The following is an 8270-nucleotide window of genomic DNA, read 5'->3' on the forward strand; positions in this document are numbered from 1 at the left end:
ACATTTTCCAGCCTCAGCCAAGCACTGCTCAATACGGACCCTTTTAAATGTATTCTGTGTGGCGGGAAAATGGTCTATCAGCGGGTCTTGTATGGGCTGGTAACAAAGGATCTGGTTGCTAACGCAGTGGAAATAGCGCGAATGCGTTACGTGATGTAATGCAGGGAAGATCTGCCTGAATTCAGCAAATTCGTTCAAAAATCAGTCGATTAGCCAACAAATAATGATCTCACTCCCTCTTGTGCTGAAAAAAACAGCAAATCTTACCGACTGTGATCCCTATTTCATACGGCCTCAGGATCTTTGAAATTCCTAGGCGTTGAAATTCCTAGGCGTCAAGGCAATATCAACCTGGAAGGCGACGGCAGCCAACCAGCTATGGGCGTGGGATATCACCTGGCTGAAGTCGCTGACGGCAGGCCATTGGTTTTACTTGTATCTGATAGAAGATGTGTTCAGCCGAAAAATCGTCGGTTACGAAGTGTATACCGTTGAAAGTGGAGAAAATGCAGCAGAATTGCTGGGGCGCACGGTGCTGAGTGAGCGCTGCTGGCAGCAGCCGCTAGTGCTGCATGCGGATAACGGTACGCCGATGAAATCCCAGGTGCTACAGGTAAAGCTTGCGGAACTAAAGATAACGCCATCGCACAGTCGGCCTCGCGTGAGCAATGATAACGCGTATGTTGAATCGTTTTTCAAAACGCTGAAATATTCACCAGCGTGGCCGGAAAAAGGCTTCGCTACGCTGGAAGAGGCTCGAACCTGGGTGGAAAGCTTCGTCGCCTGGTACAACGAAGAGCATCTCCATAGCGCCATTCGGTATGTGACGCCAGGTCAGCGCCACAGGGGCGAAGACCGCCTGCTGCTGACGCAGCGTAAATCGGTTTATGGGGCAGCCAAAATGCGAAATCCGCATCGTTGGTCAAGTCAAACGCGGAATTGGAGTCGGCAGGACGAAGTATGGCTAAATCCTGAGCGGGGAACTCCCGCTGCATGAGTTAACGGAGGCGACAACTACCTTGACACTCACCGGTCGCAGTGGTTGGATTTTCTCCACCAGACAGCACCTGCTGGATCTGCATATTTGACACCTCCTGCTGAAAATCCTTACCCATCACATCAAGCGCAATCCGGTAAGGCGCTAATGGTGCAGGAGAGGACGCTTTGGGCGATTCATCACAGGCTATCAGGAAAAACGGGAACAGAAGATACGGCACTTTATTAAACAGGGAAAAAGTTAAAAAACGCATAAATTTCACACATCCAGTCAACAATCGAAGTTCATCATTTAACAGACTAAAACAGGAAAGAGATTAAGCCTGTTGCTCAATAGTGAAATAAAACTGCTTTCAATAAAAACAAGTTAGATACATCTAAAAAACACAAAAATAGGTTATTTTTTAATCTTATATAGGTCATTTTTAATTCAAAAATTGATGATTTTATCATCAATAGCTGGTTTTTTTGTAAGTCACAATTAATTTTGCTATTGAGCAACAGGCTTATTATGAAAAAAAACAAGCTTATGGCAATCGGATTATTACTCGCAGCCAATCACGCCGCTTTCGCTGATGAAAAAGTTGACTCAGGCGATCCCTGTACCGTTGTGCTATGCATGTACGGAAAATTACAGGGCAATAATCAAAGCGAATGCAGCGACGCAGTGCGTCAATTTTTCTCATTGAGTAAATTTGGTAGACACGGTTTTGACCCGTGGAAAACATTTATGAAACGGAAATATTTTTTGGGCGGCTGCCCAACAGCAGACCCCGCTGCTGTTAGCGACATCATGAAACAATTTGGCAAAATGAGAGGGTAAAAAAGGACGAAAAAAATTCTTACACCTCCCTGAAAAATTTAAAATCCCTGTTTGACTATGAGGTCATGACAGAGCGGAAAAATAAATGTTTTCAATGCATTGTTTTATTTAAGATAATTCCAGGATTAATATATGCAATATGCACTATTCAATGGTAAGAATCGTAATTTTTTACTGGATGCCACCGAGTTTTCTTTATTAAAAGATTGGCATAAAAATCAGATTAAAGAACTATCCGGTTTTGATGAATCTAAACTTCCCTTTTATTTGTGCTATGGAGGGTATTTGTTGAACCCTGACGTTTCACATTCGAATATCCGTGAAAGGTTAAAGGAATTAGAAGGATTTTTGTTGGCTGCGATTGACGACACTGCGCTCAACTATCATCAAATTGGTTTATTCTCTATTAATACACTCCCTGTTATCTCGCTTGGGTATCAAAAAATCGTTCCCTTTGCAGCATTAATAAAGTCTGATGATTGTATAATTTCCAAAATTGCAGCGAAATCAAGTTTCGCAGTAACAGCATTTTTGCGAGTAGCAGAATGGGATATAGCAACCAACATCCTCAATCGGGAAGGTATTTTCACTTTTAACGGAGTAGAAATGAGGTTTAAAGAGCCTGTAAATGAAGATAACTGGCAGCAATTCTTCTCAGAGGAGCGTGCCATTCGCTGTGCTCACAAATTAATCAGATGCAAAGGATAAATTAATGAGACTCTTTATCGCAGAAAAACCTTCCGTGGCGAAAGATATTGCCAAAGCGTTAGGGGGAAATTTCCAGAAAAAAGACGGCTATCTTGAATCAGCCGATAACGTCGTGACATGGTGCTACGGGCATCTCCTGAAATCGATTGAGTCGGAAGCGTACAATCCGGCTTATGCGCAGTGGAAAGCCGAAGATTTGCCGTTGCAGCTTTACCCGCTGCGCTATGAGCCGATTGCCGGAAAGGAAGCCCATACCCAAACCGTCATCGACCTGATTAACCGGGCTGATATGATTATCCACGCAGGCGACCCAGACGACGAGGGGCAATTGCTGGTTGAGGAGTTACTGGAATATACCGGTAACAGCAAGCCGGTTAAGCGTTTGCTGATTAACGACAACACCGACGCTGCCGTTAAAAAGGCGCTGTCCCAACTGAAAGATAATCACCAGTTCAAAGGCATTTACCGCAAAGCACTGGCCCGCGCTGCTGGCGATTTGATTTACGGCATGAGCATGACTCGCGCCTATACCATCGAGGGGCGTAAAAATGGCTATCGGGGCGTCTTGTCCGTAGGAAGAGTACAAACGCCGATCCTCGGCCTGATAGTGCGCCGCTATCTTGCCAATCAGTCGCATACCTCAAGTTTTTACTATCAGCTTATCGGGGATTTTGCCGTGAGCGGTCAAAAATTCGCCGCCCACTGGAAGGTCAACGAAAATGCGCCGCAGGACGACAAGAAGCGCCTGACCAGCAAAAGTTATGCTGATGCACTCGCGGCACGTTTACGTGGCAAGGACGCCGATATAAAAGCTGCTGGGGTGCAGGAGAAAGAAACCGCCCCGCCGCTTCCGTTCAATCTGGTGAGATTGCAGCAGACGATGAACCGCCAGCACAGGATGACGGCGGCGCGAACGCTGGAAATCACCCAGCAGCTACGCGAAAAATACAAAGCCATCACCTATAACCGATCCGATTGCTCCTATCTGTCGGATGAGCAGTTTAATGAAGCGCCACAGGTGCTTGACGCCCTGCAAGGCATGGGCGATTTTAACGGACTGGCGCTTGATCGGAGCCGAAAAAGCAAGGCGTTTGACAGTGGCAAGGTCACGGCACATACCGCGATTATCCCGACCGCCAACGTACCGGCATTAAACGCCCTCAGTGAGCATGAACGACTGGTTTATCTGGCCATCGCGCAACAYTATCTSGTKCAGTTCATGCCCAACAAGCGTTATCTGGAAGCCTCGGTTGTCGTTGAGGTTGACGGTGAAACCTTTAGCGCACGGGCAACAAAAACGATGGATSYSGGGTTTAGCGCYTTTCTTAAAGGTGAAGCRTCTGACGCCMRCGATGAGGMYATGCCGGASAGCGCGTTTGAGGTACTASARRCATTACGYACCGGRGAAACCGGCCGTTGTGAYKCMGTSACSGTGAATRAGAAGAAAACCACCCCRCCMCCRTTRTTYACCGAAGCWACGCTACTGGCRGCACTGGTGCGGGTAGCMGATTTCGTTGAAGAYGCWCGTATTAAGCWRTTGCTGAAAGAAAAGGATAAAGACAAAAAGGATGARCACGGCGGCATMGGTACRCCMGCCACACGTTCKGAYATGCTGGAAAAAYTGAAAAACCGCCAGTTTATCCGCGAAGAAAAAGGCAAGCTTATTCCCACWGAAACCGGCGTGGCCTTTTTCCRCGCTCTACCGGCGTCRGCRACAYTGCCYGATATGACCGCGCTCTGGTCAGCACAACAAAGYGATATYGARCARGGCARYAAAACSGTGGATGAATTTGTGAATGCGCTTATCGACGATCTGCGCCCACACGTCAARACGGTTAGCGTAGGTGAAATACAGGGTGAAGCAAAAYCTMATAGCGGACAGGTGGAAAGATTAGCCACMCCCTGCCCGCATTGTGGTAAAAYTATCGTGGTTCGACCTAAACTGTTTGCCTGTACCGGCTGTGATTTTAAAATCTGGTCTACGGTAGCAGAGAAAAAGCTCACCACCAAACAGGTTGAAACACTCATTAGTAAGGGGAAAACATCTGAGATTAAAGGGTTTAGCAGCAAAAAGACGGGCAAGTCTTTCTCGGCAATACTGGTTCTACAGGACAAAACCAGCGGGAAAGTGGGATTTGAATTTAACCATAATGGGAAATAATGCAACCCAAAAGTAAAATTGAATGGTTACGCCAATTAAGACGATACTCAACGCCAGAAACGGTAGAGAAAATGGCCGATCGCATCGCTGAAAGACTGGAGGGTAATGAATACGGTTATTTTCAGTCAGCGGTCGATCACCGACTGGCGGAACTGGCTATGAATCGGCTTTACGACCACATTCCGCCTCAAGTCTGGCATTACGTCAAGTAACACAAGGGTAAAAAATGAGCGACAAAGACAGTTATGGTGAAATCCGGCGCGTTCTCAGCAATATCCGCTCTATCCGTGTTTTTGCACGGGAAACCGATTTTGAACTGCTTAAAGAAATGCATGAAAAGCTGGGTGCCACCATTGAAGAGCGCCGCGCCGATGCAGAAAAAGAAGCAGCAGCCCGTGCAGAGCGAGATGAGAAACGCAAGGAGCTTTTACAACTGATTGAAGGAGAAGGCTTCACTGCTGAGGAACTGTTAGGTGACGGTGTCAACATTAGCAAAACCCGCAGCAAAACCCCAAAAGCCCCAGCAAAATATGAATTTGTCGAAAATGGCGAAACCAAAACATGGACAGGAAAGGGGCGCAAACCGAAACCCATTGCCGAAGCCCTGAGCGCTGGACGTAGCCTTGACGAGTTTTTGATTAAAAAATAAAATGAATAAATAAAAAACCCTTCTCTTTAATGAAGGGTTTTTTATTCGATATGAAAAATAGACTGCTGGATTTTAACCATGAGTGAAAACGAATTATATGATTACGCTATAACGCTGTTAGCTAAAAAAGACTATTCTTCTGGTAGCTTACATCGCCTACTCAGTAAATTGACAGAAAATGAAGAAGACGTTGACCGTGTTGTTCGGCGGTTAAGTGATAATCACTATCTCAACGATACACAGTTAATTAATAACCTTATAGATAAACACATTAAAAAACTCCATGGCCCAACGAGAATAAAACAGGAAATCAGGCAAAAAGGCTTTCCGCAAGAATTGATTGAACAAAAAATAGAGGCGTCCGGCATAGACTGGTATTCGATGGCTAAAGAAGCAAGGATAAAAAAATTTTCTGATACGCCTCCCACAGAGCAAAAAGAGAAAGCAAAGCAGATCCGCTACCTTCAGTACAAAGGATTTTCTATGGACCACGAGTTTCGCACCAATAAAAAAACGCTCTATTTTTAAGTTTAATTCAGCATGATATATAAATAGTCAAAACCTTATAAATCAAATACAACTTATTGTAATTTAAGAAAATTTATGTTTTTTAGTAACTTGCAGATTAATCATTGCTTTTAAGCCATTTTTAGAATTTTATATGCCTGTGCGAAACTCGTGGCCTTAATACCGGTGTGGAGCGCGTTATGGCCTTACCGCGTGATGTGCGGCGTTTTGGGGTAACAGCGCTGATTAACCATATCAGCGAACCGGATAATCGGGAGGCGCGGGAAAATGGCGTAAAAATCCGGCTGGCACGGTGGGCGCAAGGAGGCGATCTGGCATGGGTGTTTGATAACGATAATGACACCTTCGATCTAATTCAGTATGACAATTTTGGTATCGATGGCACCCAGTTTCTTGATAACCCAGAGGTTTGCCCGGCAATTGCCTTTTACCTGCTCTATCGCGTGACCAGTTTACTGGATGGCCGCCGACTAGTGATTTTTATGGACGAGTTTTGGCAATGGATCGGCAATCCCGCTTTTGCAGATTTCGTCTACAACCGGCTGAAAACCATGAGGAAACTCAACGGAATTATCATTCCCGCAACACAATCTCCGGAGGAAATTCTGAAAAGCAGCGTTTCAGGGGCTATGCGGGAACAATGCACAACCCATATTTATCTGGCTAATCCTAAAGCTGATTATGATCAGTACGTGAACCAGCTAAAAGTCCCGGAGCGTTATTTCAATATCATCAAAAATCTTGATCCCTTGTCGCGCCAGTTTCTTATTGTTAAATCGCCGCTTTATAAAGGTGATTTGAATGACTTTGCGGCGTTGGTGACATTAGATTTATCAGGATTAGGTGTAACCACCAAATTATTGAGCACGGATAAAGACGATCTGGAAGTGTTCGATAGCCTGTTTAAAGACGGTATGCGCCCGGATGAATGGGTTGATGCCTATCTAAAATTAGTTGCTTGAGGAATAAATAATGAGAATCCACAAAAGGTTGGCATGGGGGATCGCGGGGGTGCTATTAACTGCTTCATCTCCGAACTATGCCGAAGGTATACCCGTTTTTGATTTCACTGCAAAGGTTGAAAACGCGCAACAATGGGCGAAGGAAGCCAAGCAATGGATGGAAACCGTTGAGCACTACAAGGCGCAGATGAACGCCTACAAAGACCAACTGGCTACTGCAACAGGGCTTCGTGATATTCAGGGGCTACTTGAACAGGGAAAAAGTTTACAAAGTGAAATCAAAACGTTGCAGAAGCATGGCATTAGCCTCAATGATTTGTTAACGTCAGATAATCCGCCGAGTGGGGCACTTAACGGCTTGTATGAGAAGTATAAAGTATTTGATGTGTGTGACCTTAAGACAAAAACTGTTACCGAAGGTGCGAAAAATTATCTTAACGTCTGCAAGCAGGAAACCGCAAATAAAGGCTATATGATTGAGCAGACGGAAGAGGTACAAAAAAAGGTCAATGAGGCACTGAAAGACATTGGCAACCTGTCTAATCGTATTGCCAACGCCAAAGACAGCAAGGAATCGCAGGATTTAGCAAACGCAATACAGGCTAAAAGTGTTCAGATCAATTCATTGACCAGTGCATGGGAAATGAACATTAAAGCGGCGGAACAACGTGATAAACTCTTGGCAGCGAAGCGTGAAAAAGCGTTTCGTCAGCAACAATATGATGCCCCGTTACCGAAATTTGGAGATTTAGTGCCATGAAAATAGTAATCGCAATATCTACCTTGTTTTTATCATTCATGATTACCGGATGTGGTGAAGAAACGAAGTCCAGGGTGTGGTGGTCAGAGCATATCGAACAGGCAAAAGAAAAAGACATTGAATGCAAGAAAAGTGGCGCTGATACCGATAATTGCCGCAATGCACGTGAAGCAGTTTTCCGTTATGACCAAGCTCATGCTCCTATTATGAAATTTGACACTGATCCTGAAAAAGATAAGGAGGAGTGGGAAAGTTTCAAAAAAGAAGCAGAGAAAAATAAAATAAATTAAAAGATTTTTTAACCCCATCTTATTTTTGGTGGGGAGTAAGATCAGAGTAATACTTACATAAAGCGTGTTGCTTAATAGTGAAATAAGGGTGTTTCGGTGATTGAAGTAAATTTTACGCTGTTCTGAGATGGAAATTCCAAAGACCTGCGCTAAGGAGTAAGAAGGTATCATCAATAAAGGGTCTACGATTCCGTAAAATTTGGGTCATGCAACCGAGGCGCTTGATACCCGCGATGGCGTGTTCAACTGTAATACGGATGCCCGAGATTATTTTATTTTCTTGTTTTTGTTCAGGCGATAAAGGTCTTTTTCGAGTTCCTTTTTTTGGGATTTGTGTATTAGGATGCTGTTTATCTATACCTTGAAAACCGGTATCTGCCCAGATGGTTACCT

General features: G+C 44.6%; 11 protein-coding genes and 1 pseudogene. 10 read left to right on the top strand and 2 right to left on the bottom strand.

What is annotated here, in order from left to right; translation table 11 throughout:
• Positions 1 to 358 precede the first annotated feature (358 nt).
• A pseudogene (locus tag CBG25_RS06395) lies at positions 359 to 997 on the top strand (IS3 family transposase); the annotation flags it as partial.
• Between the two features lies 1 nt (position 998).
• On the opposite strand, the gene CBG25_RS06400 reads toward CBG25_RS06395, so the two are convergent.
• Complete coding sequence (locus CBG25_RS06400; RefSeq protein WP_290605413.1) at positions 999 to 1250, bottom strand: hypothetical protein; 252 nt, start codon at positions 1248 to 1250, stop codon at positions 999 to 1001.
• A 257-nt stretch (positions 1251 to 1507) separates the two neighbouring features.
• On the opposite strand from CBG25_RS06400, the gene CBG25_RS06405 reads away from it, so the two are divergent.
• The 9 genes from CBG25_RS06405 (at position 1508) to CBG25_RS06445 (ending at position 7877) form a co-directional block, all read left to right on the top strand.
• Entirely contained in the window at positions 1508 to 1819 is a 312-nt protein-coding gene (locus CBG25_RS06405) for a hypothetical protein (protein WP_290605415.1), read from the top strand.
• Positions 1820 to 1951: 132 nt separating this feature from the next.
• The gene (locus CBG25_RS06410; RefSeq protein WP_290605418.1) at positions 1952 to 2527 is read left to right on the top strand and encodes a DNA topoisomerase III; all 576 of its coding nucleotides are present in this window, start codon (positions 1952 to 1954) and stop codon (positions 2525 to 2527) included.
• A 4-nt stretch (positions 2528 to 2531) separates the two neighbouring features.
• On the top strand, positions 2532 to 4688 hold the full coding sequence (locus CBG25_RS06415) for a type IA DNA topoisomerase (RefSeq protein ID WP_290605420.1): 2157 nt from the start codon (positions 2532 to 2534) through the stop codon (positions 4686 to 4688).
• Positions 4688 to 4900: an Hha/YmoA family nucleoid-associated regulatory protein gene (locus CBG25_RS06420; protein WP_290605422.1), complete on the top strand. Its 213-nt coding sequence runs from the start codon at positions 4688 to 4690 to the stop codon at positions 4898 to 4900. Before CBG25_RS06415 ends, CBG25_RS06420 begins: the two co-directional genes overlap by 1 nt.
• Positions 4901 to 4914: 14 nt before the next feature.
• The gene (locus tag CBG25_RS06425) at positions 4915 to 5337 is read left to right on the top strand and encodes an H-NS family nucleoid-associated regulatory protein (protein ID WP_290605424.1); all 423 of its coding nucleotides are present in this window, start codon (positions 4915 to 4917) and stop codon (positions 5335 to 5337) included.
• Between the two features lie 78 nt (positions 5338 to 5415).
• Complete coding sequence (locus CBG25_RS06430; protein WP_290605426.1) at positions 5416 to 5865, top strand: regulatory protein RecX; 450 nt, start codon at positions 5416 to 5418, stop codon at positions 5863 to 5865.
• 179 nt (positions 5866 to 6044) lie between these two features.
• Positions 6045 to 6827 (top strand): hypothetical protein, encoded by a 783-nt coding sequence (locus CBG25_RS06435; RefSeq protein ID WP_290605428.1) that lies wholly within the window; start codon positions 6045 to 6047, stop codon positions 6825 to 6827.
• 10 nt (positions 6828 to 6837) lie between these two features.
• Entirely contained in the window at positions 6838 to 7587 is a 750-nt protein-coding gene (locus CBG25_RS06440) for a type IV secretion system protein (RefSeq protein ID WP_290605430.1), read from the top strand.
• A complete protein-coding gene (locus CBG25_RS06445; RefSeq protein ID WP_290605433.1) occupies positions 7584 to 7877 on the top strand; it encodes an EexN family lipoprotein in 294 nt (97 codons plus the stop codon). Before CBG25_RS06440 ends, CBG25_RS06445 begins: the two co-directional genes overlap by 4 nt.
• A 112-nt stretch (positions 7878 to 7989) precedes the next feature.
• Here the strand turns inward: CBG25_RS06445 and CBG25_RS06450 are convergent.
• The coding region (locus CBG25_RS06450) for a transposase family protein (RefSeq protein WP_290603775.1) at positions 7990 to 8270 on the bottom strand (281 nt) is incomplete at its 5' end.

This window comes from Arsenophonus sp. ENCA, assembly GCF_002287155.1.
Classification (GTDB): Bacteria; Pseudomonadota; Gammaproteobacteria; order Enterobacterales; family Enterobacteriaceae; genus Arsenophonus; species Arsenophonus nilaparvatae.